Source organism: Dictyobacter alpinus, from assembly GCF_003967575.1.
Taxonomy (GTDB): domain Bacteria; phylum Chloroflexota; class Ktedonobacteria; order Ktedonobacterales; family Ktedonobacteraceae; genus Dictyobacter; species Dictyobacter alpinus.
Genome location: NZ_BIFT01000004.1, coordinates 1 through 24,544, shown reverse-complemented (window position 1 = coordinate 24,544; position 24,544 = coordinate 1). Strand labels below are relative to the sequence as shown.

At 51.8% G+C, this 24,544-nt stretch carries 24 protein-coding genes; 14 read left to right on the top strand and 10 right to left on the bottom strand.

The features are described from left to right. Positions 1 to 25 precede the first annotated feature (25 nt). On the top strand, positions 26 to 1,750 hold the full coding sequence (locus tag EL633_RS36235; protein WP_126632198.1) for a hypothetical protein: 1,725 nt from the start codon (positions 26 to 28) through the stop codon (positions 1,748 to 1,750). Here EL633_RS36235 and EL633_RS36230 read toward each other — a convergent pair. After that, positions 1,739 to 1,945 carry a hypothetical protein gene (locus tag EL633_RS36230; protein WP_126632197.1) on the bottom strand — a complete coding sequence of 69 codons (207 nt, stop codon included), beginning with the start codon at positions 1,943 to 1,945 and terminating at the stop codon, positions 1,739 to 1,741. The two genes, EL633_RS36235 and EL633_RS36230, sit on opposite strands and share 12 nt — an antisense overlap. A gap of 40 nt (positions 1,946 to 1,985) precedes the next feature. Between EL633_RS36230 and EL633_RS36225 the strand changes: the two genes are divergently transcribed. From EL633_RS36225 to EL633_RS36210, 4 genes are all read left to right on the top strand, one after another. Then, complete coding sequence (locus tag EL633_RS36225; RefSeq protein ID WP_126632196.1) at positions 1,986 to 2,165, top strand: hypothetical protein; 180 nt, start codon at positions 1,986 to 1,988, stop codon at positions 2,163 to 2,165. Between the two features lie 213 nt (positions 2,166 to 2,378). Then, positions 2,379 to 2,855 (top strand): hypothetical protein, encoded by a 477-nt coding sequence (locus tag EL633_RS36220; RefSeq protein ID WP_126632195.1) that lies wholly within the window; start codon positions 2,379 to 2,381, stop codon positions 2,853 to 2,855. A 6-nt stretch (positions 2,856 to 2,861) separates the two neighbouring features. Next, positions 2,862 to 3,626, top strand: coding sequence for a relaxase/mobilization nuclease domain-containing protein (locus EL633_RS36215; RefSeq protein WP_126632194.1), 765 nt, complete (start codon positions 2,862 to 2,864; stop codon positions 3,624 to 3,626). Continuing rightward, the gene (locus EL633_RS36210; protein WP_126632193.1) at positions 3,623 to 5,566 is read left to right on the top strand and encodes a type IV secretory system conjugative DNA transfer family protein; all 1,944 of its coding nucleotides are present in this window, start codon (positions 3,623 to 3,625) and stop codon (positions 5,564 to 5,566) included. The genes EL633_RS36215 and EL633_RS36210 overlap by 4 nt, the downstream gene beginning before the upstream one ends. Before the next feature lie 360 nt (positions 5,567 to 5,926). On the opposite strand, the gene EL633_RS36205 is transcribed toward EL633_RS36210, so the two are convergent. The 5 genes from EL633_RS36205 to EL633_RS36185 are packed head-to-tail and all read right to left on the bottom strand — an operon-like array spanning position 5,927 to position 12,164. Continuing rightward, positions 5,927 to 8,797, bottom strand: coding sequence for a VirB4 family type IV secretion system protein (locus EL633_RS36205; RefSeq protein ID WP_126632192.1), 2,871 nt, complete (start codon positions 8,795 to 8,797; stop codon positions 5,927 to 5,929). After that, complete coding sequence (locus tag EL633_RS36200) at positions 8,791 to 9,183, bottom strand: PrgI family mobile element protein (RefSeq protein WP_126632191.1); 393 nt, start codon at positions 9,181 to 9,183, stop codon at positions 8,791 to 8,793. The genes EL633_RS36205 and EL633_RS36200 overlap by 7 nt, the downstream gene beginning before the upstream one ends. Positions 9,184 to 9,207: 24 nt before the next feature. Further along, positions 9,208 to 9,501, bottom strand: coding sequence for a hypothetical protein (locus EL633_RS36195; RefSeq protein ID WP_126632190.1), 294 nt, complete (start codon positions 9,499 to 9,501; stop codon positions 9,208 to 9,210). A gap of 18 nt (positions 9,502 to 9,519) precedes the next feature. Then, entirely contained in the window at positions 9,520 to 10,329 is an 810-nt protein-coding gene (locus tag EL633_RS36190) for a CHAP domain-containing protein (RefSeq protein WP_126632189.1), read from the bottom strand. Then, on the bottom strand, positions 10,326 to 12,164 hold the full coding sequence (locus EL633_RS36185) for a TrbL/VirB6 family protein (protein WP_126632188.1): 1,839 nt from the start codon (positions 12,162 to 12,164) through the stop codon (positions 10,326 to 10,328). The genes EL633_RS36190 and EL633_RS36185 overlap by 4 nt, the downstream gene beginning before the upstream one ends. A gap of 737 nt (positions 12,165 to 12,901) precedes the next feature. On the opposite strand from EL633_RS36185, the gene EL633_RS36180 reads away from it, so the two are divergent. From EL633_RS36180 to EL633_RS36155, 6 genes are all read left to right on the top strand, one after another. Beyond that, positions 12,902 to 13,729, top strand: a complete 828-nt coding sequence (locus tag EL633_RS36180; RefSeq protein WP_126632187.1) for a hypothetical protein — start codon at positions 12,902 to 12,904, stop codon at positions 13,727 to 13,729. A 12-nt stretch (positions 13,730 to 13,741) separates the two neighbouring features. Next, positions 13,742 to 14,311, top strand: a complete 570-nt coding sequence (locus EL633_RS36175) for a hypothetical protein (protein ID WP_126632186.1) — start codon at positions 13,742 to 13,744, stop codon at positions 14,309 to 14,311. 155 nt (positions 14,312 to 14,466) lie between these two features. Further along, positions 14,467 to 15,327, top strand: coding sequence for a hypothetical protein (locus tag EL633_RS36170; protein WP_126632185.1), 861 nt, complete (start codon positions 14,467 to 14,469; stop codon positions 15,325 to 15,327). 258 nt (positions 15,328 to 15,585) lie between these two features. Continuing rightward, positions 15,586 to 15,768: a hypothetical protein gene (locus tag EL633_RS36165; RefSeq protein ID WP_126632184.1), complete on the top strand. Its 183-nt coding sequence runs from the start codon at positions 15,586 to 15,588 to the stop codon at positions 15,766 to 15,768. Between the two features lie 87 nt (positions 15,769 to 15,855). Next, positions 15,856 to 16,833, top strand: coding sequence for an NAD-dependent epimerase/dehydratase family protein (locus tag EL633_RS36160; protein WP_126632183.1), 978 nt, complete (start codon positions 15,856 to 15,858; stop codon positions 16,831 to 16,833). Positions 16,834 to 17,111: 278 nt separating this feature from the next. Next, the gene (locus EL633_RS36155) at positions 17,112 to 17,540 is read left to right on the top strand and encodes a hypothetical protein (RefSeq protein WP_126632182.1); all 429 of its coding nucleotides are present in this window, start codon (positions 17,112 to 17,114) and stop codon (positions 17,538 to 17,540) included. A gap of 261 nt (positions 17,541 to 17,801) precedes the next feature. Here the strand turns inward: EL633_RS36155 and EL633_RS36150 are convergent, their stop codons facing one another. Beyond that, on the bottom strand, positions 17,802 to 18,227 hold the full coding sequence (locus EL633_RS36150; protein ID WP_126632181.1) for a hypothetical protein: 426 nt from the start codon (positions 18,225 to 18,227) through the stop codon (positions 17,802 to 17,804). A 197-nt stretch (positions 18,228 to 18,424) separates the two neighbouring features. Continuing rightward, positions 18,425 to 19,240 (bottom strand): ParB N-terminal domain-containing protein, encoded by an 816-nt coding sequence (locus EL633_RS36145; protein WP_126632180.1) that lies wholly within the window; start codon positions 19,238 to 19,240, stop codon positions 18,425 to 18,427. Between the two features lie 530 nt (positions 19,241 to 19,770). On the opposite strand from EL633_RS36145, the gene EL633_RS36140 reads away from it, so the two are divergent. The 3 genes from EL633_RS36140 (at position 19,771) to EL633_RS36920 (ending at position 21,080) form a co-directional block, all read left to right on the top strand. Continuing rightward, complete coding sequence (locus EL633_RS36140) at positions 19,771 to 20,220, top strand: hypothetical protein (protein WP_126632179.1); 450 nt, start codon at positions 19,771 to 19,773, stop codon at positions 20,218 to 20,220. 1 nt (position 20,221) lies between these two features. Then, the gene (locus EL633_RS36135) at positions 20,222 to 20,803 is read left to right on the top strand and encodes a recombinase family protein (protein ID WP_126632178.1); all 582 of its coding nucleotides are present in this window, start codon (positions 20,222 to 20,224) and stop codon (positions 20,801 to 20,803) included. Between the two features lie 130 nt (positions 20,804 to 20,933). Further along, complete coding sequence (locus EL633_RS36920; protein WP_161982737.1) at positions 20,934 to 21,080, top strand: hypothetical protein; 147 nt, start codon at positions 20,934 to 20,936, stop codon at positions 21,078 to 21,080. Positions 21,081 to 21,620: 540 nt separating this feature from the next. Here the strand turns inward: EL633_RS36920 and EL633_RS36130 are convergent. Beyond that, a complete protein-coding gene (locus EL633_RS36130; RefSeq protein WP_126632177.1) occupies positions 21,621 to 22,775 on the bottom strand; it encodes a coiled-coil domain-containing protein in 1,155 nt (384 codons plus the stop codon). Between the two features lie 712 nt (positions 22,776 to 23,487). Next, complete coding sequence (locus EL633_RS36125; RefSeq protein WP_126632176.1) at positions 23,488 to 24,042, bottom strand: nucleotidyltransferase family protein; 555 nt, start codon at positions 24,040 to 24,042, stop codon at positions 23,488 to 23,490. Positions 24,043 to 24,544: the final 502 nt, after the last annotated feature.

Here is a 24,544-nt window from a genome sequence, read left to right as displayed (position 1 = left end):
GTCCGATTAGAAAGTATTTAGTTGTATGGTTCATAGTATACAGCATTCCCCTAATAAATCGCAAGAGGGGACAGGACCTAAATCTATCGATAGTCTTCTTATAGGCTCACCAGATAGCACAGTGCTTTCTTCCAGGAGTAATACGCCTACTCCTGAAACGTCCCAGGCACAGGCACAGCAGCTCATCAATAAGTACAAGTGGCCGGAGTTCGCTGGATTCGCTGGCGAGCGTTATCTGGAAAGCATTCTGCAAAGTATCCTGCCGATGGCTTTATTTCGCACGTGGCATAATCTGTCAGTTCGCGAGGCCCCCGGCCAAGGAGCCTATGCAGGCGTTGCCCGGATCGCCACCGTCTCAAGCCGCTGTGAGCGCAAGATCTACCAGGATCTTGCTGATTTCTCCGAGCGTGGCCTGCTGGAGATGTCCAAAGCTTGGCGTCCCATCACCACCGCAGACGGCACACAAAGGATGCAGCTCGTCACGGTCAAAAACTTTGAGCGCCTGTATGACCTGGCGCATGAATTCCACCAGTGGAGCCAGGACGCTTTCTATATTGCTCCGCAGCGCGAGAACGCCGAGTTCATCATTCAGGATGCAGACCTCTTTCAAAAGCTCCTACGCTTCGAGTGTTACCGCAAGATCCTGCTCTTGAGGAAGCCAGGGCCGAAGGCGACGGCCAGAAAGCACTGGTACAACCACTCAATAGATGAGCTTTTGGCCGTCGCTCAAAATGTCCTGGTTGATAATGCAAATGATGCACTAGAGCACAAAAGTGATGTTGAAGACGAAATTTTGAAGAAACAATTGTCGGAACAATTAAAAAAACATTCAGTATATGGAAGTATTCCTACAGAAAATTTCAATGGAGATAGCTTTCCGAAGACTTCGACATCTGAAAAAGGAATGACTTATCCGCCGACTACTATACGAAATCCAACCGGACAACAGTCGAACAAAGATCAAAAAGCAACCGAACAGCAAAATTATATCGAAACCAAAACCGAAGGATTAAGTACGGTATCTCAGTGTGGCGCGGCGGCGGCAGAAAGTGTATTAGGGTATACGGAGAAAGAATTAAAGCATGACACGAAGAAGCGCGGCGCGGCAGCCGTGGGCGTGTCTGCCGAGCAGTACCGAAAGCTCAACGGCGGCCAGGACCGGCGTGAGTTGGAGGAGGCCCGGCAACGGGAACAGGAGCGAGAGGCCCAGCAGGGACAGCCTCAGGAGCTTCGTCAGGAGCGAGAGCGGCCAGAGCAAGTTGTTACCACGATAGAGGCGTATGTGCGCCAGTACGATGATCCTGAACTGATCCAGAGTGACGTGACGCGAGCGCTCAAAATTTACTTTACGGCAGAAGAGGTGTTTGAGAACTTTAGCCAGAAGCTGTTCTGGAATATTTTCAGCCAGGCCAAAGAGGCCGCCGCCAAATATGCGAGGGAACATACTAACCGTCAGGGCAGGACCAACCGAGTACCCTATATGTTTACCTGCATGGAGAATGCGTTCCAGTTCTCATTAGAAGAGCTGATCTACATGCGTACCGAAGACCCACTGTACCTGGAGTATAGCTTGTATGATGTCGTGGACACGTTAGAGGCGACCTACCAGCACCAGTACCAGCACCGAGAGACGAACCTGGACTACCGGGCATGGTTGAATGATGTGCTTGATCGTCTGGAGAAACGTACGAAGCCGCGCACACGCAATAACCCAACACAGAGTAACATAGGGCGAGTACTAGAGGTGTGACGACCAGCTCCATGTCACAGATGCACGGCCTGGCCGGCGTCGTGACACACGATCAACCGTCACCGTCTCAGCTGCGGTGTCTGTGTGTGACCCCGGATCTCCTGTCACAGACTGGCAGACACGCGGCTTGATGTGTGGAGCTAACAACAGCCCTGCCACCGCCTGAATGTGGATGACATCGGAAATGGGATCCACATTCAGGCCCCGCTTGTTGGGTAGCCGGGACTGTAGAACAATGTCACGACGGCCACCAGGCGCCGGCCTTGTGACGATTGGCCAGCGGTCACGTCACGATGGAACGGGAAAGCGGCAACGCCGATCCACGCGCAGCGCCCGACCTGCCCTGGTTTCAGCGAGCGTTGGTGATGGCGCAGCGTTCGGGCTACCGTGCCTGTGGGCAGGTAAGGCAAGATAAAAGAGGCCCCAACTTGAGTTATTTTTGAGTTGCATGGTATGTCATTGAGCTTATAGAGGCGTTTCACTTTGACTCAGATCTGAGTTTATCATCGCTGTTTTGACTCAAGATGAGTCATTTACTCTTTACCTGCTTTTTTGGCTATGTTAGCATGAGCCTAGCTCCTCGCTACAAGCGCGTTGAGGCCAAAAGAACAGAGAAGGAGTAGCAGCTATGGCGGGAATCAGAAAACGCTTACAGATATGGTTACCAGAAGACTTCTATGATGCCATCATCAAAGAATGTGGCGAACATCAATCTGCATCAGTCTTAGGGGAAGAGTTATTGAGGTTAGGGTTCGCTCAACGGCGCGGCGAAACGCTTCAGACGGAAAGCTTGCCTGTCATACGAGAGGTTTTTCAATCTGAATTGAAGAAGACCGTTGCGCAGATCCGGTTAGAAATCCGTGAGGACCTTCAGAGTGATGTCGTGCAACCGATCAAAGACCAGACGAGGCGCAGCGATGACCGCCTGGCGGGACTCATTGTGCGCACCATTCGCAGCAGTGGTATTGCCCAGCGAATGCTCTATAGCGTCGCGGCAAAACTCTTCAATAGTGATCTTGCGCTCAAGATGTATGAGTCGGCGAGGGAGCAAGTGGGCAAAGAGCTTGCCAAGCGGAGTGGGCCAGGAGCAGAGGAAGGCGAGTAGAGCACCATGATAGCCAGAGGCCACTATGTGGCACCGAGTACCAGGATCGGCAATCAGTGGCACCGTTTCGACCGGGGCACCGCCGGGAAGCGTCTGTCAGCGCATTTTCGCTACATTGAATACCGGGCACGAGGCAAGGAGGAAAGCCGGGACAGCCGCCACCTGTTTACGGCCCTTGCACCTGGAGATGAGGACAACAAAACCGCAGCAGCCTCTATACCACGTCGGGAGGCGCTTGAAAGCATTATGTCCCACACCGGACAAAAGGTGTACTTCCATCAATTTATCCTCTCCTGCGCCGAGAGTGAGCAGGTATCTGATGGCCGAACGATGGTCCGTGAAGTGATGCGCGACTTTGAGCGAGAGCGCAACATGCGGCTGACGTGGTACGCTGTTGAACACACCAACACCGAGCACCGGCACTGGCATATTGTCCTGGCTGGAAGTGGTGAGGATCGCGACACGGGCGAGCGCCGCGACGTGCTCATGGCGGCCAGGGACTATCAATTCTTGCGCGAGACCGCTCATGAGCTCAGCGACCACGAGTTTACCCATCAGATTGAGCACTACTACCGAGAGGATGAGAACCAGGAGCGACAGGATATGCGCGAACTTGCCTCGCTTGTGCTTAGAGAAGATAGACCTGGACAGGACCACCAGGAGCGTGGGGAGATGACGGACCATACGGGCTGGACGAGAATTGCTGCTCGGCTTGCCAATCAAGGCCCAAAGCAAGACCGAGACAATCGAGAAGGAGACTATGACCGATGACGAGAAAGCCAGGCGCGACCGCAGGAGTTCTTTTGTTTCTGCTGTTGCTACTCTTGACCGGAATCATTGCATGGTGGATTCCCACCGCACAGCACTTTTATGCGTCTCTGAAGGGGGAGACACATAAGACAACAGTAGCTGTGACGCCCACCACCGAGGATCACCAACGTCAGGACACTAAGCCAGCATTACCGCCTCCAGGGAAGGTGACAGCCAGGCCAACACTAGAGCAAGCACAACCAGGGGGAATCAATCCGCAGTATGCGTTATTCGGATTAGCGGGTGTCTGCATCCTCATGTGGGGCGTTCTCACCGTAACCACGGGCCGCCGACGCTTTCTGCGAGCCAGCACGCGCCACGGAAGCGCGCATCAGGCCACTTCCCAGGAGGCGAAGCTGTATCAGCACCCCACAGGAAGGAAACTCGCAAGGGCAGGGGACACGGCAACGCCACCAGAAAGCCGTCTGGTCCTGGGACGCTATAAAGGCAAAGAGCTTTCTTTGTCTGAGAAGCAGCAGGAGTCTAACATCCTGCTTACCGCCCCAGTTGGCAGCGGCAAAAGCTCAGGGATCATCATCCCGAATCTGCTTCGAGAACGAGGCAGCCGATCTTTGTTTATCCCCGATGTCAAAGGCGAACTGTTGAAGGTGACAGGCGCAACCGTGGCCGAGCATCACGAGGTGTGGGTCTTCGCCCCGATGAATCCAGCCCAGAGCCATCACTACAATCCCCTGGCCTTTTGCCAGAGCATTGAGGATGCCCAGGATCTTGCGCAGTCTTGGATCTCCAACACGGGAGAGAGCAAGGATGACTTCTGGCCCAACGTCGCCAGGAGGTTATTGACCTTTGTCATCCTGCACTTGCGCGAGGCTGAACCCGAGGCCCCATTCTCGCGAGTGTCAGACTGTTTGTGCAGGATGAGCTATGAGGAGTTAAAGGCCGCGCTGATAGGCAGTCCGAGTGCGGTGGTGAAGGCAGAAGCAGCCAGCTTTTTTGATTACATTGACCAGAATGAGCGCCTGGTCGGTAGCTTGATGACAGATCTCGCTACCCGCTTTCAACTCATGCTCAGTCCTCAGATCCGCGAGGCTACCGCGCATTCAGAGATCGATTTTGCCCGCATGACGCAAGATCCAATTGCTTTGTACTTGAGCCTGCCGACGCGGGGCGTAGAGCGCTGTAGGCCGCTTCTTGCGGTCTTTGTGACGCAAATGTTCGCAACCTTCCAGCGCCGGGCAGAGGCGGCACCAGACGGGCGATTACCGCGCCGTGTGGCCTGCTACATGGACGAGTTCGCCAACCTCGGCCACATTCCCAACATCAACTCCTATATCAGTACGATGCGGTCCAGCGGCGTGTCTATGTTGATTGCGATCCAGTCATTCAATCAGTTGGATGATCGGTATGGGCAGAGCACCAGGAAGAATATCCTGGCAAATACCGTTACCCACCTCCTTTTGCCGGGCGCGGGCCTGGACGAGACGCAGTACTATTCTTCAAAAATTGGCAAGAGCACCATTGTCACCGAGTCCTATAGCGATACGCGCCAGCTTGGCAGTTTCAGTCTCTTTGCCAGTCGGCAGGGCAGTCTGGGTGAGAGCCAGGGAGAGAGTCAGCGCGAGCTGATGACCGCTGACGAGCTTAGGACTATGGCACCAGGCTCTCTGCTGATCTTAGGATCGAATAGTGCCCCGATTCTGGCAACCTCCTTGCCGTATTACCAGGATAGCTCGCTTGTGCGCCTTTCGCGGCGTCCCGCGTACATCTTTCCACCACGAGAGGAGCCGGAGAAGCCAGAGCCAGAGAAGGAGCGAACGGAGGGGAAGAAGCAAGACCCAACGCAGGCAGAGCCGCAGGGGAAGGCGAAAGAGGAGCGAGAGGACGAGTCACCGAAAGAACAGCTAGAGGAGGAAACATTCTCACCAGCTCCAGAGGAGTAAGTCCCATGAGGACGCGAGTGGGAATACCATCCCCTCGCGTTTTTTTGTGAGGAGGGGTTACAAGGTGAACAAAAGATGAAGAAACCAGACAATCAGGAAGATGCCGAGCAGGGATGCTCCGAGCCGCAGGAAGCAGGAGACAAACCCCTTGAGAATGCCAAACGCAGCGACAGCCGCGATAATCAAGAGGAATAGCAAGAATGGAGTAACAACCACCTATTTTTAACCCTTTCTCTTTTTCTTTGTATATGTATAAATATAGATTTACAAGCGTGTTTTGTCAAGTTCTATTGCTATTCAATGTTCCCCACTTGTAAAGCAAAGAACAACTATCCCTTGCCTTACAGGTGATGGAAAGACTCAAGACTCCTCAGATGTATCAGCCGAATAGAAGCGTGGCATGACGACGGTAAACTCGTTCGCTCGTGCTTCGACTGCGATTGCTTCCATCTTTTGTGTCCGTTTGCGGGCGGCGTGTTCCTCTTCACGCTTTTGCTCTTCTGCTTCTAATTCCTGTGGGTTTGTTGTCGCGATGCGGTGCTCAATGTCTGAGGCCACGACTCTGAGGGGGACATGGGACTGATTCGCGAAGAAGAGCCCTTCGCCGCGCCCACAACTCAAGAGGTATTTCCTTTCCCCGTCGCTCAGATGGAAGGCCCGCGAGATCTCATCGATCGAGGCGGGGTCCTGCTTCATCAAAAACTTCATGGAAGCGTTAGTCAGGATGACCCGGCCAGCCTCAGTCCCTAAAAAGTCCTCAACCATCTGGGAGGTGATTCTCAGTGAGAGATTGTATTTACGAGCACGGCGGCACAGCTCGGCCAGATGCCGCCCAGACTCCGGATACTGGAGGAGTGCCCAGCCCTCATCAATAATAAGCTGACGTTTGCGGGGCCGCCGCTCTGAGCGAACCTGTGTCCAGACATGCTCAACAATCGAAAAGACGCCCACGGGCCGCAGCTCGTCGTTGAGATCCCGAATGTTGAAGACGACCAACGGGTTGGAGAGCTCAACCTGTGTCTTGTGAGGGAAGGCCGAGAGGTGACGCAGCAGCCGATCCGCCAGGTCAAAGTCATCCCGACCACAGATGCCGGACACCATGATCGCGTGCAGATCCGCCATACACGGCGGTTGTTTACTATGCGTCGCGACATCCGAAAAGATGCCATGATCCGCGTAAGTTCGGGTAATGCATTTACTCAAGTAGCTTTTTTCGCGTTGCGTGAGCGTGCCCGGATTGCGATCCGCCAGCAGCAGATCGAATAAGACCAGCAAGGAGTTAAACTTCTCCTCTAAGATGTTGCGATCTTTGGAGTCCGAGCGTGGCAGATCAAACGGGTTAATCTGAAGGCTACCAGCCGAGAGGCGTACCGAGGCCCCGCCGAACTGCTCGCACAGGCTTGCATATTCGTTTTCGGGATCAATGACCACCGATTCGTAGCCCATGAGAAGCCGCCTCATCAACGTTACCTTCTCGTGATAGCTTTTTCCCGCGCCACTTTTAGCGAACTTAATTTCGTGCCCATTGTCCAGTTGTGACGACGAAGGATCAATAATAACCAGGGAGCCGGAAGGCATAACCCCAACCAGAGACCCCGGCTCAGTGGAGAGGGAGGTCGAAGCAAAGGGAAATGCCGTGACAACCGACGAGGTATCCAGAATCTTGCGCCGGCCCAGGATATCACGCGCATCCGGCAAGACGCATTGCCACGCCTGAAGGTGCTGCAAGGACAGCTCGACATTATCCAGGTCCAGAGACCGCAGCAAGGAAACAATTTTGCCATCCCGTGAGCGCAGTTCATCCAGGGACGAGCCGCGAGCGCAGACATAGAGTGAAACTGAATGGACACGCTCAACCTGCTGGACAATCTTGGAGCGCAGCTCTTCAACTTCCTGCCGTGCTTCCGTAATGTGGGGATCATCCACGCGGCCCGCATTGGCCTCTATGCGCTGTGTCGCCACAAAACCTGTTAACTTTCTGGATAACAGGGTGGTGTACTGGGCCGGGTCCAGCGTCTCAATGTACATGACGAGATCAACATAGGGTTCATCGATCTGAATGAGGCGATCCATCCAGCCAGCGACGACGTAGGCCGGGTAGCCCTCCACAGAGCGAGCACGGAAGTATTCTGAACTCTCGCGATGGAGCCGGATATACTGTTCTTTTTGCTCGATTAAGCTTGGCTGGATCAGCTCAGAAAGCATCGTATGCACCGAGCGAACGTTCTCCGCGTTGTCTGCCTGGTTCTTTTTCTTTGAGGACGAAGCCCCGTGCTTTTTGCTGAACCATCTTGATTTCTTGTCTGGTTGCTCTCTGGCGGGTGTTGTTGTGTTGCTCCCCTTCGACTTAGACTCAGCGATAATCTCAGAGAGATCAAGCGGTTCCCAGCCGAGCACACCCGGAAGTGGATCATGCTCGACATGTGGAAGCGCCGGAACGGTGGGAGCGATGCGCGCTGAGGACGCCTCATCCTCGCTCATGCCCTCGATGTCCGAGAGGTTGAGAGCGCGCGCCGGGCGATCGCGGGCGAGCAGGTGTGTGGGCTGAATTGGATAGTCTGTCGCATAGCGGGTATGGACACAGGACAGATAGTATTGTGCCAGTTGATAGTCATCCAGGCGAGCGGCGGCCAGGCCACAGGATTGAATATCTCCCAGCAGATCCTGGCATTTCTGATCTAAGAGCGTTTTCGCCCGCTCAAATATTTCTTCTGGTGTCAGCTTGTACCGTTTAAAGCGCTGTTGTGACTTATCCAGGGTAATACCAACCCGGAGGTAAAATTCTCGTTGCAAAATGGCATGACGGGAGGCCAGCCGTTTTAAAAATTGCTCATGATCGCGAGCCATCACGGATACTAACTCAGATGAGGAGTGCTGCTCTGCTTGTTCTAATTTGTTCAAGTAGGGCTGAAGATCGTAGGGGAGAACCCGGACATGTATGCTAATCTGTTCTGCTGTAGAAAGCCTGGTAAGCAGGCGGCGGAAGCTTTCGAGAATCGCTTCCTGTTCCTGCTCAGACATCAGCATAAAATTCACGGGTTCGACGGCAATCACTGCCTTGTATTCCAACTCGTTTTTCTTGGTCTTTTGGGCTGTAGTGGTATTGGGATGGAGGCAGAGGCAGCCATCCTGTACATCTCGCAGGCCGATAAGATCAAGAATAGAGCCGGTAGCACGAGCCAGTGTCGTGGGAGCCGGGCGTCGTTTGGTGGGTCGTGTGCTTGTTACCATTCCTCTTGTTGTCCTTTCTGTTCTTCATCCGAAGGCCAGTCTACGGGGAGGAGGTCTCCCTGAGAAGGGATCACCGTGTGTTCCGCTTGCCACAAGTAGCGTCGTGGTGAGGCGTAAAACATAAAGGTAATGAGCGCCCACTGTTCCAGATCCTTATGCTTGACGCGTATGAAGGCCAGCAGCGCCGCCAGGAGCAGACACAACGCAAAGCACAGCAGGGCTGGAACCAGCAGGATCAGGGTGCTGCTATAATCGAAGGCATTGAAGGCCATATAACCGAGCGCCAGGCCAAGCGCCAGAATGATGGTCTGGCGGCCCGTCAGGTTCAGGATGAATTTATCAGGCTGATCCAGGTGGATCGGAACCTTATGTTGTGTTTGTATCATGACTTCCTTCCTCCCTTCTCTCCCCTATGGTTTTGGAGCAGTCTGCGCTGGAGGCGTGGTCCCGCCCGGATTGTTCAGGCCAGCCATTGACCGGAAGATTCCGGCAATAGGGTTGGATAAAGCCAGGATCATAATCCCGACTACCAGCACGACAAAAGACGTACGCACCTGCTCCACCTTGGCCGGGTGGCCGGTAATGACAGCCATGACCAGGGAGAGAGCCAGATAGGCCACGCACAGGCCAATTAAGGCCCCACCCAGTAGCTGAAGGGCCAACACCCCTTGATTGGCCCAGCCTTGAATTGCGGTAAAATCCATGAGAACACTCCTTTTTGCTTACTTGCTAAAGAAACTGGTATGTCGTATAAAGCCGAGCACTTTATAACCCGGCCATGTATGCATATATCCGTTGGTATCGATGGGTTGCGTATCCACCAGATTGACGCTATTGCCTTGGGCAAATTGGACGAAGCCCGTCGCGTCCTTGGTGGGAGCCTGGACATCGGTCACAATGGCGACATGGCCCGCACCCGTGCCAGGATAGGCCACATTTTCCCCGTCCTGCCACACGATAATATCGCCCGGTACTGGTAGCGCCGTCCCATTGGCATATTCAGTCCACTCGGAGAGACCAGCGTAGTCTTCCCAGAACAAAACCGCGTTCCGTGCCGAGGGGAGCTGTTGACCCGCCGCGCCATAGGCCCCGGTCACGAACATCACGCATTGCAAATTCCCATTCATCCAGTACTGGTAACAAGGCCCAGAGCAGGTCTGTGACCAAAAGTCCAACACCGCTTGCGGGAATCCGCTATCGTAACACTGGGTGTAGTTGGCGACCCCGCAGCGCACTAAATGTGGCGACATCTTTTGCGCCCAGGACACCACTGGCTGATTGTTCAAACCCACCCATTCATTGCTCCAGGTGATCGTTCCATCTCCATTTTTTGTGATCGTTTGAGCCGGAGCAGTCACCGGTTGATAGGTCTTAAAGCCGTCACTATGCAGAGCCGAGCCGATCAATGAGACGATGATGAGCACGAGGACCAGGAAGCCAAGGATGGACGCGAGCACCGATCCCAGACCCGTGGTACCCAGGAACCAGAAGAGCAGCCGCCACTTGTTCCTATCGACGGTCTCAAGGATCATGATGATTTTTTTCCTCCATTACCAGGTGTGGGAGTATGTGAGTTCCAACGCGCTTGATATTGCGCCTTGTTGGCGCGTATCTGGGCCTGAATCTGAGCTGCTTGCTGTGTTGTAATTCCTTTTGCATGATCATCTGTTGTTTGATCGAGACTCGTCACAGAGGGAGACATGGTCTTTTTTGAGTGTGCAATGCTGGACGCGGCATTGCCGGTGTACGATGAGGGTTGATACATGACTGGCTTGGAGTGGCGCAGCGCGTACCCAGGTGTCAATTTCGCAATTTGTGTCCCAGCACTCCTGGCATGATCGACAAAGCTCTTGGCCCCGGAGCGGAAATTCTGTGGAGCATGCTTGATGCCTTGATACGCCCCCACCATCGCGGCAGGAGCTTGACGGGCCGCCCCAGGCATCCCGGCGATGACCTTATCCGCCCCTTCATTGAGCGCCTGACGACCCTTGAGGACGCCTTTCCCCCCTAGCCTGGCAGAGCCAAGTGCGAGGCCAGCCGCCGCGCCGGTTGCCATCGCGCCGAGCGGTTGAAAGGCACCGCTAAAGGCCATGCGTGAGACGCTAAAAAAGAGGGAGAGCACCACGAGCATGATACTGATACCGATAAGATAGTTCAGAATATTGCCAGGATCTTTGGTCATGGTATGCACAAGGACGGCTTGACCCAGATCCATCACTGCGAGCTGGACTGGTTGTAAGAAGGTGAACAGGATCAGGGCTTTGATGCCGTTTTTTGCGTAATGTGACGTCTCTTTGAGGGTAGAACAAAACAGAATAATCGGCAAAAAAGCTAACAGGATATAGAGAATCCCATAGCGTGCTGCTGCTTCAATGACGAGGAGCACGCCCATAATGACGTAAATGACCTGAACGGTCGCGGCAACCGCGCCGTTGGATTGAGCATCAAACATATGTTTGAGCATGTCGCCATGAAACAGAGTGCAGAGCGCATTCGATCCGTCGATCACGACTTTTGCAATTTGCATGGCAAAGTAGGCCGCGATCAGGCCAAAGAGTAGTCGCGGCAGGGTCTCTTGTATTTTGGCGTATTCCAGCCAGTTGATCCCGCCACCCAGGACATACCGGAAGCCGATCCAGGCCAGCACCAGGACAATGAAGATATTCACCAGATTGAGCATGCCCGTATGAAAATAGGCCAGGGTGGTATTTTTGCCCAGGTCATAGGTTGCCGCCGGGTCAGTGGTCCACAAAAAGCCCTGTGCCTGATTGATCACGTTTTTGCAGTTCTCATAGATTGGTTTCAAGAAGCTGTTCTTAACGATTGTTTTGAGCAGCGAGCAGGCATCCAGATGGAAGTTCCACCCCAAAACGGGCATCACGAAATCGCAGCCGCTCCGAGGTTTCGCATCCGCTTCTTGCTGCTGCTTCACTTTCTGCTGTTGCTGCTGCTCGGTTGGCTTATCAACGGTGGAAAGCGCCTGGACCGTTTGTGTCTGGTTGAGCATGGATGGTTGCACCAGATCTGCCGGCCAGCGGAGCTGCTCAAGGATCGTTTTCCAGGTAACCTGCTCCACGATCCGCCAGGTCCAGTGATCGTTGCAGAGGATCTTGTCGGTCGTATCCCAATATTTTGAATTGAGGATCTGCTTATAATCGGTGATGCCCCAATCCTTCTTGAACATGTCCCTGGGTGTTTCCGGTTGTCCGGTGCAGACAGCCTGCATCATGGATGTGCCATGAAAGCCACCCAGACCACCAAGATGTGAAATGGTGGTTTCCTGGCGAGATTCGTCCTGGAACTGTATAGGTGCATGCGCAGAAACAGGTGGAGCTGTCGGCTGGAAAACAGTTGTGGTGCCTTGCATAAGGCATAGGCCCAAAAAGCAGAGAAAAACAAGGAAAAAAGATACCTTTAAATATAGTCTCGTCATTTAAAACACGCCTCTCCTATTCTTATAAAGCAACATGGCTTCGTGCGTTTCCTATCTTATAGTGCACCTACCTGCTACTGCGAATTGAAGAATACATATATATTGGCCCGGTAAGCTGTTTGGTCCATCACGCGATCCCTTTTTTGATGAGGTATTAAATTTTTATTAATTTCTTCTTTTGTCGATCCTCCCTGATAGGTCGATATTTATGTGACAAGGAAGTTCACAGAATGGAGATACTTTTCTTGTTTGGCCCCACATAATATGAGAAATTTAAAACATAAATACGGGAAATGCAAGAGGATTAACTAGATAGCCCATGGTGGAAAGATCGATTTACTTGAATGCTAATTCTTGTTTCGTGCATGGAGCGATACAGTATGAGCTTTTTTGAAACATGTTGTCTTGCGTCATGAAGAATTCGGGGAGACTAGCCATATTAGGCTATATCATCAACGTATCAGACTGAGGGCTTGTGAACATAAAACCTATCATTTACACTGAGACACACAACGACAAGAATTCGGCCAGTAGGGAAAGCAAGACAAAAACCGCAAGGTTGCTCTTGTAAAATTTGCGATAGCACGGTACAATCTTCGTATTGATCTTGACCACTTTCCGAATTCTCTATGATAAAATTCTGAATAGTTAATCACTAGAGGAGGAGGAAGATGAACGATACCGGCCGATTTATGGAAATGGACTCAGATTTTCTGGCGTCTTGCGCGCCATTGTCACGGCCATTCCTCGATCATTTATTCGAGCATTATGTCAAAACTGCTTCAGAACGGAATTTACCTTATGAGCAATACCGGCAAGCGTTTTACCAGATGGTTGTTTCCCATCGTGCAAGCATCTTCACATTGATGCAAAATCAGCTTACTGGACACAGACCGCATGGAAAGGAGGGTATGCCAACCGATTTTTTTCTCTCATCTTTGCAACAAGCGGCCCCAGAGCATACGGTAGTCCAGGCGCAAACGTTGTCTCCTTGGACCAAGTTGCATCTTGTGCGCAAGGGATTCAAGCATGTCGAATATCATTCCTTTGCTGAGGTGCTGCTCGCGAGAATGATTGATCAGCGTGGGAAAGGGTGGTTGCCATCGGCCAGGCTGAAAGAGGAGCCGCACATGTGGGTATACTACCAGGCACCGCCGTCGCTGTACGTCGATGGAGAATGGATCGAGCAGCCGATCCAGGTGATTCCCTATCCACTCATTGAGGACATGGGGCTAGTTCCATCTGGTATTCTCTGGTCGCCATGGGAAGGGCTGATGTTGGATGATTGGCTCCATCTCCCTGAGATGGGAGCGATACGTTTCTTCGGACAGAAACGATTATATGGGCGAATCCTGTGGGACATCAGCTTTGATGATCTGGCACGATGGGGCATAGAGCCAGATCCACAGTTGGGCACGATCGCGCAGTCCGAGGAAGGCCGCCAGTACTTGGCTCACAAAGCGTTGCTCGATTTAGCAATACGGAAGTTTACAAAGTGATGGAAAAATGTCATGGCTAAATTAATGCAAAAGGTTTATCTTGATATGTTTACCGTTTGCGATCTCTTAAAAGGTAGGACCGCCGTTATTTGCGCGGATGTGCGATTGCCCGGAGAAAAACTGAAAGCACGAGGGTCAGTCTTTTTGCGTGGCAACGCGGCGCAGCAAATTGCAGGGGCGATTATTGAGAGCGGGGATAGCCGACTCTTGTACAGTGGTGACGCAGCGCTTGCTGTGCTGAAAAGCGTTGCAGAGTGGAGCGTCTACTTCACTGGCGATGTGGAGGTCGCGCTGGCTGACTACTTACGCAGGTTAGGGGTCCAGCAACAATCGCCCAGTGGCAGCCGACAGGAGTCATCTGCCACGAGCCAGGGCGGGCCACCACTTCGCCGACTGCAACACTTGCCGGAATCTATGTTAGAGCCACTGTCATTGAAAGACCGTCTGGTACTCAAGACCGTCTGGTCGATGGTGAATAATCAAAGATCACTGGAAGAGGTGCAGTCCTTATTAAAGCTACCACCAGCCGTGGTCGCCGACGCAGTAGAGACGTTACGCCTATTTCAAGTGCTTGATTCTTAATGAGTGATAACATTCTTAATGAGTGATAACAGTTGGAGGGAGTCCGAACCATGTTCCGATGGTGGCATAGCTTTTCACTGCCGAGAAATAGAGATAGAAGTACACCTTTGAACCGGCAGTTTTGTCGGTACGAGGAACTGACAAGCAGTTTTGTGATGATTCTATCACTGTGTTTTTTGCCCATGTTTCCCATTATGGTCTTTTTCTCGCCGGAGAGTCCCAGTAGTCCGCCCGCCGCATTCCTGGCGGGCTTTACGTTGATTGGAGCGTGGATTGCTGGCCGCGTTCGCTGGCAAAAGATATCTGCTTCACTGGTCATTTTGTATATTCTTGATACCGTCATGATTCCCATCTTGTTTAATCCTACATTGCCGTTGATCCTTATCATATCGTATTCGTTTATTATCGCTATTGTGCTTGCTGGAGCATTGATTGTTCCGAGGGCATCGATCATTGTTGCTGCCCTCACCTGCGCTTTTCTTTTGATTGTGGTCTTTTTCTTGCCACACCCGAAGGCCTACATTCAGACCGTATCGGCCTACAATTATTCGGTTATGGTCTACCTGCCAATTTTTATTTTTTTCGTGATTGGCATCAGCATGACGGTAATTCTTGGACAGCTCAATCAGACGATCTTGCGAGCGGATCGCGCCGAGGAAATTATTGTGCTGCAAGAAGAAATTGGACGATATGAAGAGCGCCGCCGTGCTGAACTCGCCGACATGGAAGAGGGGGTAAAGCTGATTGCTGAAGCGCATCGACAATTTGCGAACGGGAATGTTCAGGTACGAGTTCCCATCGATACATTATCACGATTGGGTGAGAATAACGCTCTGGTGCGGGTTGCTTTTAGCTTGAATAATTTATTGGGACGGGTCCAGCGATGGAGGGAAGAAAGCGCCATGGCGGAACGAACGGAGCTGGTGGTCAACGAGTTAGTACACGATCTCCAACGGAGACCAACTGATACTCTCTCCGATCAGCTTCCATTGAGAACAGGCACGCTTGTGATTTGACAATCGAAATGTCCTCGCTGGTGAAGCATATCCTGTCCAGCAGCCAGCCTGAGAAGCTGATGGAGAACTGCAACTGAAAGCAGTATTGCTCTGCTTTTGACGCATATCCGCGACTGTGGCACAACTTTTGACAGATTTATTGTCCATTGGTCCATTCGCGCAAAAGTTTGCGTCTTTGCTCGCTTTTGCATGGACTACCAGGACAAGAAATGGTTCAAACTGGACAGGATATGCTTCAAAATTGATAAAAACCAGTGTATGAGTCGGGATCTTGCTCAACTGGATGCCTTTGGCGTCGAGTGGTACCATTTACCTCTGCTTTGCCAATTGGCTTGTCAGGTGAATGAACTACTTATTGTTTTGAACCATAATCTGTCCAGACATCCATTGACCCATAAAGCGTCTGGCAAGGACAAAGAGATTGGCAAACCACAACGCTGATTGATCCATTGTTACTTGAGCTTAAAACGGCCAGCAGGCATTATAAATAATTCATTAAGAAAGAGAATGACAGGAAGGTAGAGAATAATGAAGATCTTAGTTACCGGTGGACTTGGCAATGTTGGAAGCGCGACCTTACGAGAATTATCTACCAAGCATGTGGTGCGATGCTTGGATATCCCAACCAAAAAGAATGTTCTCCTGTCCCAGCAGATTGCTGGGGTAAATTACATCTGGGGAGATATCACTGATCCCAAAACAGTGCAGGAGGCTGTGGCTGGACAAGATCTCATTATCCATCTGGCAGCGATCCTGCCACCCGCTACTGATGCGAATCCAGCGAAGGCCGAGACGGTAAACGTTGGTGGCACACGCAATGTGCTCAACGCAGCCAGGAGTCAGGACCGACAGCCCAAAATTATATTTAGCTCATCCTTTGACCTATTTGGGCATACGCTCGACCAGGAGCCACCCCGCCGGGTGACTGATCCCATTTATGAGACCGATGCCTATACGCGGCACAAAATAGCAGGTGAGAAGATGGTCAAGGAATCAGGCTTGCAATGGACCATCTACCGTTTCGCTGATGTCCCACCGATGGAGGCCCGAAAACCCGATCCCATTATGTTTCGTATTCCGCTCACGCAGCGGATGGAGGTCATTCATCCTGCCGATGTGGCTCTTGCTCTTGCCAATGGCATTGAGAGCCAAGAGGTCTGGGGCAAAACGTGGCTCATTGGTGGAGGTGCGAGCTGTCAGGTCTATTATAAAGACATTCTGATGCATGGATTAAGGCAGGCGGGTCTCCCCATGTTGCCAGAGAGCGCATTCTCACAGCAATCCTACTGTACCGACTGGCTCGATACGACCGAGAGCCAGGCGCTCTTACAATATCAACGCCACTCCTTCGCACAGATTATGGCCGATGTCGATCGCGTGACCAAGCCGTCAGCGATGACCAAGCTTATGACGCAGATCGCACAACCGTTTATCAAACGGTGGTTGTTGTCCCTCTCCTCCTATTATAAAAAACCAGCGTCCCCTTCTTCTACACTGGCGTCGTAGAACGCAGTGAGAAGGAAGTGATGCCAGGGGTAAATAAGCCCCTGGCATTTTTTGTGACCTGAGATCCGGGGTCACACACAGACACCGCAGCTGAGACGGTGACGGTTGATCGTGTGTCACGACGCCGGCCAGGCCGTGCATCTGTGACATAGAGCTGATCGTCACGACGGGTCGAGGCATGTGCTATAGTAAGGCGGGCAAGAGAGATCCATATGAAGAGGTTAGAGGCAATCATGACGGTCACGATAGACGCGTCTGAGCGCGATTGAGGAGCGTGTATGCGGTACTGTGTGTGTGGGAAGGTGATAGCACGCCGGAAGGGCCACGGCGGGCGAGAACGCGAATATTGCTCAGATCGATGCAGGCAGCAAGCCTGCCGAGCACGCCACAAGGACGACCGCACCGCCGAGAAACGCCAGCAGCGTATTGATGAGATTATCTATACCACCGTGTTTCAGGATGTTCACAAGACCACCTGGCAGGTTGAATTAGAGCTGCAAGCATGGCTCATCACCAACCAGCAAGAGCAGATCGAGAAGCTAACTGAACAGCTTGATGCGACTCACCACGAGATTGACATCTTCAAGCTGGAATTGGGCATTGAGCGATCCCAGCAATCCAGGCTCAAAGACCACCTTGCCGATAAAGAGGCCGAGATTGTCAGGCTAACGGCACTGCTGGACTTTCAATCCCGGCGCAAGCATTAGCTATTTCCCACATCCCAGAGCGATCGATCCGTGACCACCGGCAGGGCGTCACACCACCACCGCGAGCTGGGAACAGTGACACGGAGTTGGGAGTCACAGGCCAGTAGGCGGAGATCTCCAGCCGTGACGGTAGCAGCCACGTCACGAAGGCGACCAGGCTCGAAGCATGTGACACCGGTGAGAAGGTCACCATGGGAGTCGCCACTCTGCCCCTGGTGACATGCTTAGTAGCGCTACCCCACTTTAGGCCTCATAGGCCGCTTATGACTTCTGCTCACCTCCAAGCATTCTCATCAAAGCCTCCAGTCCCAGTTGCTCATCACTTTTCGCCATAACTTTCTGGATAGTCCCTTTACTCAATTCATTAGCCAGGGTGAGTATCTGCTCAACGACCTCATGTAGCTTTTGCATTTGCGCCTTGAGTCGGATAATCTCTTGTCGTTGAGTATTCGTAAGTTTCTGCTCTGCTCCCCACCTGCGCAACTGTTCATCGAAGAGTGGCAGGTCGGCTTTTGCTGTGGAAAACACCCTGATGACCTCGTTCACGGTGAAGTCGTCCAGGACATGCGGTTTATTTTTGGCCCGCAACAGATTGGTGTACTGATCCTGATCATCTTTCAGCATCCCATCGATGTGATGCGCAAGGGATGGTAGAAAGCTAATGGGCCGCCATTGTGGTTGTGGCATACTATCTTTTCTCCTCCAGGTCCATACTCTTCTTCTACAGTATGAAACGATTGAAGAGAGATAGCAGAACGCTCTGTGCAGAGGTCCCACTCCCTTAGCTGTGAAGATCTCCAGCCGTGACAGGAGATCGCCCGTCACAACGCCGGCCAAGCTGCTTGTGTGTGAACCCTTGAACGTCTCACATCAAGCTGTGAGACTTATGGTTCTTCAGTTGGGCCTTGGTCCTTGCTTTTTGTTCGGCGTGCTGGCGTGCCGAGTTCCTTGAGGAGATTCGGTGGAAGGTTGTCCTTGAGAAATTCTTGCAGGAATTGGAAGAGCCGAAACAAGATCACCTTCTCTTCTTCTGAGACAGTTTCTGCCAGAGCCCAGTATCGGTTGCCAGGAGTATCAAGTTCGCGCAGAGCGGTATAGAGCTGTTTAGACGCACGGACATAGGTGCGGATCGCGTGTGCTCGCTCCTGTTCTCGTTGCTTTTGTCTGGCCTCCCAACGCTCTTCAATATGTGAAGAGGTGAGCTGGCGTTCTTGCAACGTCCGTTGCATGCGGCGTTTCAGCGCAACATTGACCGTTGATGGCTTGATCCCTGCTCTGCGTGCGATTTCTGTTTGCGGGAGATCGGGATAGGTCATATGCAGCCAGTAGGCATACGCGCTGCGCGTGTGAGCGCTGGAAGGCTGTCCATGCGAGAGATTCGCCTGGAAGGCAAACTCAATGGCATCCTCGATGTGCTCAAAAGAGCGGATGGTGGCATCAATGGTTGGGAGCGCAAGGCGTTTGGCCGCCTCGGTACGATGATAGCCATCGAGCAGCAACGCTCCCTGGTTGGTCATGGTCAAAGTAATCGGGGGCCACGTGGTGGGATCGCTTTGCAGCAACGCATTCAGATGTGATGGCAAGAGTGATCGTTGTGCTTGGTCGGCACCTTCCAGGTGGGTGTCTTTCAAGGCGAGCAGAGCATCAGGGGCAATGTGCACCAGGGGCTGATCCTCAGGGAGCAGAGAGAGCTTTTGCATGAGATGCCTCCGTCAATGGTTGAGCCAAATTAGATGTCTAATTTTGGGTAATTGCCTGCATTCCCTTGCGAGAAAGATCCTGTGATCTACCATATCGGCAGAGGTCAAGGGCAAAAAAGAGCGGCGAGCTAGTGGATGTTGGGCAGCGCCTCTTCTTTCACTCCTACCATACCGGCTACAGGAGGCAGAGCAGAAACCGCCAGTCTTCTCTGTCAGGATGGATTGTCACACTCATGACCAGGCACCAGACCTGTGACACGTGGCCAGCAGTCACGGCAGTGCTCACCATGGAGTGCGGCAGCGGAGTAGTAGCCCACGCGAGTAGTACAAAAAACGACCGTTTTATACACACTCGGAGTCTGTCTTTCTTTCCCTTTTATACCCCCTCTTTTGTTGTGTGTTTTGCCATCCATAAATCAATGTGTGTATACTTGCATTCTATGATGAGTTTATGTACAATAAGTACGTCAACATTTAATAGCCGGGACGCAGGACGCAAAGAGTGCAAGAAAGGAAGTCAAGAAGAGCGTATGCTTGTTTATCGTGTATGTGTGCAGGCAGAAGCCGAGGCCCAAAGGGAAGGAGAACCCTATCATCTCCCCTCGACGCAAAAGATTGTGTTTTCTCAGAATCCGGGTTTTCATGCGACTAAAACGCCTGAGTTCTGGCGTCGTATTTTAAATTATCATATGCGGGAAAATGGTTTGTATCAGCGATATCTCTACACGCTTCTGTTAGAGATCCCTGACGATACCCCAGAGGTGGACACTGAGCATTGGAAAATCATGCCAGGATGCGAGTATCGCCTAGCCGATACAAGTCAGGTCATCGTGCGTGGAATTGCCGGTCCAGAGTGGCCGCTACCCGCTTGGGTGCCACAGCCAGAACATGAGAAAGACTGGCAACCTGATTGTGTTGGAAAGACCACGCTCAAGTCAGCAAAATGGCAACCGCGACAAGAAGCAGAAAAAGGCCTTTGATATGAAACTTGGCTATATCCGTGTCAGCGGCGACAAGCAGACCACCGCACTCCAGGAAGACGCCATGCAGCGTGAGCACTGCGATAGAACATTCATCGACAAGATGAGCGGCAAGCGCTTTGACCGTCCAGAATTCTTGCGGATGCTTGATATGGCCCGATCAGGTGATGTGATTGTTGTCTGGCGACTTGACCGCCTGGGACGATCATTGAAAGAATTAGTTGAAACGGTGGGTCAGTTGGGAGAGCGCGGGATCGAGCTCCGATCCCTCAAAGAGAATATTGACACCACGACCCCTACCGGCAAGCTGATGTTTCACATCATCGCGGCGATGGCTGAATTCGAACGCGATGTGATTCGCGAACGAACCATGGCAGGCCTGGAGGCAGCCAGAGCCAGGGGGCGTAAAGGTGGCAGACCCAAGGCGATCCAGGGCATCAAACCCGAACAGCTTCAGCGAGCAAAAGAATTGTATGCCGCAAAAAAGAATACCGTCGCGGAAATTATGCAGCTCACAGGATTTAAGAACCGCAATACGTTCTATAAATATGTCGTCACAAAGCCAAACACGGAGGAGGCATAGCGACCAGAGAGGCACATCAGGATTAGGGGTCTATTATTGTCGAAAGCAAATCGAGAAGTGTCAAAAGTATATTGACCGTCATACGCAGAAGACAAAGCAATCGTGTCATCAGAGTGAAAGGATTCACCGCATGTTCATCGTGTTTTTTATCGGTATCGTTCTCGCCCTCCTCTTGTTTGCCCGGCGACTGGCAAGTTGTCTGATCGTGCCAGCACTGTATTTCGTCGCTGGCTGCGCGATCGTGTTGGTTGGGATGCTCATGTACTTTTTTCACTAACCTGTTGGATCAACCCCGTTCAGGAAAGGCAGGCAAGCCTATTGGCTGAAGATGTGGAAGGGACGCGCCGAACCGTCTAGGGGTCCGAGGATCGGCGCGTGAGATGGTTGCTCGTGGAGTGAGAACGATGCTCTCTTTATAAAAGATTCAGATGCATCAAAGAACGAAAAACAGTAACAGCAGCGTGTTGGGATGATGTATCTGTCATCAGCCAAATCACGACAAAAATTACAACATCATGCCATGTGCGCAACTGTGGCCTTCTGCGATATTTTCTCACTCTTTTCTTCATCACGTTGTCTCCTTTGTGAATAATCTGAACAAACAATAGGTTCTTTTTGAAGCCTATCATATCGCACTCCTACTCACATCCTGCTATGGCAGGAAAAAAGATGATCGAACTCCTACTCACCCCCTGTTATGGCAGGAAAAAAGATGATCGAACTCCTACAAGCGTGTGAAGCCTCATCAAGGCTTGGTACTGGTTGTTTTCCAACCAGTTTCCAGGGGGATGGACATGGCAACACAGGGAGGGCTGGGCTACTGCCTCTTCGGCTTGTCATGTTTGGGAAGTTGGAGCTGGACCAATTGATTTCTGAGCTCGTCGTTCGCTACGGCCAGATGATCAGCGCGTTTCGTGAGCTGTTCGACCTGTTTGCGCGTGGTTGCAAGCTCTGCTCGCAGTCGATCTGCCTCTGTCTTTTCACGATCAAAAAGCTCCTGGGCTTGTATCCGATCCGCCTCTGCTCGCTTTCGATCCTCTTCTGTGCGCTGACGCGCCTCCTCCTTCACCGTGGTGAGTTCGGTTCGGAGCTGATCCACTTGTACTCTTTCCCGATCCAGGAGAGCGTGAGCCTCAGTCACGAGCCGTTCAGAGACAGTGATTTGTGCCCGTGCGGCAACCTCAACATCGTGAGCACGGATACTTGCCTGCCGAGATGCTTCCTGTGCATCTTTCATCGCCGCCTCAGCATGCTCGATGGATTCTTTGGCCTGGTCTTCAATTTGTTGCGTGTAGCGCTGCATTTCGGCTTTCATGCGTGCAATGGTCGCATCTCGATTCGCCTCAATATCAGCGATCCGTCGCTCTGCCTCCTCCAATTGGACCCGCATCCTGGCCTCAGCTTCTTGCATCGATTGCACCGCCTGTTCAGCGGCTTCCCGCTCCAAAGCTGCCTCTTCTTGCGCAGCTTTTTGGGCAGCATCAGCAGCCTGGCGCAGTGAACGCTCCACCTGAATAAGTTCCTCAATTTCAGAAATACGCGCACTAGCACGGTCTTGCGAAGCTTTAATCTGTGCCGAAGCAATATCAGGGTCGGCAATCTCAGTCAACGTCGAAACATACTGCTCCAAACTGCCTTGTAATTGCGAGATATGAGTCAGCACTGATCCCCGCAGCGATTCAACGCCAGCGCTTGTATTACGGCCGGATTGTTGTTTGGAAGCAACAGGTTCACTCTTGCCACCATCAGCCAACAGGCGCAACTGCACACGTGCGTTATGATTGGTCATCGATGTGTGTTGAGGATTATCACAATAGGCAGGTTTTCTTCCAGTGCCTGCCGCTGCTTCCTGGCGAGGATTTTGACACGTTGGATAGCGGCACATGCTTACATCTTTATCCTTGAGTTTTAGTGCTTCTAAAAAATCAATCGCCTCATCTTGATCCTTCGGCCAGCGGAGATCATCATTCATCTTTGTATTCCTTGCTCGTGTATAAAATCCTTTCATAGGACGAGTATAACATTTCCTTTTACTTCTTACAAGGAAATGAAACAAGGAAACGAAACGAAAGAGAGCAGCTCTCTGATCTTACCCGAAGCAGACCAGCGAGCGACGAAACGCCACCTGTACTGTATCGTAGACCTTCAGTGGGGGGATCTCCACCTTGACGCTCGATTTTCCGGCTTTCAGTGCCGAACGACCGAGCGATAAACTGAGTACAGTCTATCGTCGGTCGTCCAGCCCCTCAATGGTAAAATCGGCGTCAAGGTCGTATCCCCTTTTCCACTTCCGGTCATGCTGTTGCTTGTGTCGTATGCCAGCTTGTGTTTGCCTCACTCCCTCACAATGCCTGAGTACTTTTTTTCTATTCGCGAAGCAAGCTGTAGTACTTCTAGCTGCTGTGATCCACTGGACATTGCACCGATCACCAACCATCACAAACGCGACACTGGGAGCCGTCACAGCCACGCAGCCAGGTGGAGCATGTGACAGGAACAAGCCGAGGAGAGCAAAAGGCGAAAGCATGTAGCAGCCAGGGAGGGCGGAGAGAGCCAAGACGGGAGAGGGAGCCAGGAGAAGAAGGAGAAGCAGCCAGGAGAAGGAGAGGGAGCAAGGGAACGCAGAAAGAGGAGCAGCAGGAGTCCGGACAGCCCCAGGCAAGGCCCAGAGAGAAAGCCGCCCATTATTGGGCGGCTTTAAGATTTTTTCTTGCCTCATCAGCAAGGCGGCGGGCCTCTTCAAAGACCCAGAGAGGCACCTCGACTTCATTGCGCCACTCTGTATAAAGTGGGTGGAGCGCTTTTTGTACCGCCCGTGTTTCAGGAGTGTGAATTTGCACTTCGACAGTGTGACCATTAGGGCTCAGGATATTTGTGTTAATCCCATTGTAGCCCCAGGCTGTTGGGTTGATAGCGTAATTGTCAAGAGCAACCAGGGTAGCCACTTTTTGAAGTTGAGAGAGCAGATATTGTGCATCCTCAGTATCAGAGGCAATAATGTTGCCCCGGATAAGATCACCAAGATTTTCCTCAGTATAGTCAGGTTTTACTGGCAGCTTGCGGAGAATTTTTTGCGCGGCAGTCGCTTTCTCTTTGACGCCAACTTTATACTCACGACCATCAGCAAGACCGGATATCAGGTCAAGTAGGAAAGGAAGCTCAGAAGTAACAGCTTCATATTTTGCCTCAAAAGAGGGAGTGTGTAAAATATCCTCGATGGTCATTGAAGAGTTGTACATAGTTGATTCCTTTCTTTGCTCGATCTACCGAAACATTCGGTAGAAGTTTTTTCTTTGTTATATATATTATAACCCGTGTCGGGTTATTTGTCAAGCCTTTTATGGAGCAGTTTTAGCAGTTTTGATGGACTTGACAAATAACCCCTAAAGGGTTATAGTGGAGATAGAGCTGTTGGAAACCGACCCAAGACATAGGTTGCACATACGTACAGGATCTCTTGCAACAAACGTCTGCTCGCAAGGGAGCAGAACAAGCTCACACTCCTATTTTTTGTTGCAACCACTGCTACTGATATGTGCAACCTATGTCATGAGCAAGTTTGATCTGTTGTTTGTTTGTTTTACCGGGAGGTTGTACTATGGGCATTGACCAGGGCATTGACAATATCAATTTGAGTGATTATTATACGCCAGAGGAGGCAGCAAAAGTTATAAGCGATAATAGCGGTAAAAGTATCTTGCCTGAATACGTTCGTACCTTGTCGCGGTACGGAAAAATACG